Origin of the sequence: Caldimonas manganoxidans ATCC BAA-369, assembly GCF_000381125.1 — a bacterium.
Lineage (GTDB): Bacteria > Pseudomonadota > Gammaproteobacteria > Burkholderiales > Burkholderiaceae_C > Caldimonas > Caldimonas manganoxidans.
On sequence record NZ_KB906014.1, the window covers coordinates 1 to 1,235 of the forward strand.

Genomic DNA, 1,235 nt, shown 5'->3' on the forward strand with positions numbered 1-1,235 from the left:
CCAGCCACTTCGTTGGCCTGGCCGGCGCTGCGGTGGTCGTCGCCGCCGGCAAAGGGCTGGGACAGTCCGGCTCGCCCGGGGCGGCCGCCCGGGGTGGCAGGCACTGCGCCGGCGCCGCGCCCGTTGTGCAGCACGCCCACCACCACCGGGCGCTCCAGGTCGCCGTCGAGGAAGTCGACCAGCACTTCGTCGCCAATGCGCGGGATGAATTGCGCGCCCATGCCCGCAGCGGCCCAGCGTTGGGCCACGCGCACCCAGACGCTGTGGTCGCTGCTGTGCGCGCCGCTGGATCCGCCCAGGCCCAGTTCGTGCTGCCAATGGAAGCGCACTTTGATGCGCCCCAGGCGGTCGGTGTACAGCGCCGAGCCTTCCGGCGCCTGGGGCTGGCCGTCGGGGCCGACGACCACGGCGCTTTGCGCGCCGGCGGCCCGCGGCGCGCTGCGCGGCAGGGGGCGCCAGGGCTGCTGGCGCGGCACGGCGCGCCAGTGTTGGGCGTAGCCGCCAGCTTGCGCCTGCTCCAGCAGAGCAGGCTCCAGTGGTCGCCCCAGCGCCTGGACGCAGGACTCCAGCCCCGGGCCCAGACCGGCGCAGGCATCTCGCACGGCATGGGGCAGGTTGGCACAGCCTGCGTGCAGCAGTTCGGTCAGGAGCAGTTGTTGCGCCCCGCGCTGGGGCAGTTGGCTGAGTTGCCACCATTGGCCGCAGCGGGCCCCGCGCACGTTGGCCAGGCCGCTGTAGTGCAGGGCCTGGGTTTGCAGGGCTTGGCCGCGCAGGCGCGCGCGTGCGGCCGCGCTGGCCTCATCGGCCGCCGTGCCGTGCAGCTCGTAGTCTTCGTAGGCCGCCGGGCCCGCAGCGGCTCCCGGCGCTTGGGCCGCTATGGCGCGTTTGGCCCGCTCGTGCCAGCCCAGCACGGTGTACTGCGCCGCTGTGTGGCAGGCGTGTTCGTGGTAGGTCTGCACGCCGTCGCAGGGCTGTTGGCCGTGGGCGCCGCGGTAGGCCACGCTGCCCCAGCGCGCGCTGTCGGGGTGCTGGGGACAGGCCGCTTCGTCGGGACTGTGCGCAAAGATGACCGCACGGTGGCCCAGCCCAGCCGCATCGTCGTGCGCGCCGTCGACTTCTTCGAAGCGCAGCCCCAGCCCAGCGCGCCCCAGCAGCCGCTGCACAAAAGCCAGGTCGCTTTCTCGGCCTTGGACCACATAGTCCCACGGGCCCAGGGCTTGGAGGTGGGCTTGGAC

1 protein-coding gene is annotated in these 1,235 nt (G+C 73.7%); it reads right to left on the minus strand.

Annotated features, from left to right (window positions below; translation table 11 throughout):
• Positions 1 to 1,235: type VI secretion system Vgr family protein (locus F615_RS0117400; RefSeq protein ID WP_019562412.1), on the minus strand; the 1,235-nt coding region annotated here is incomplete at both ends.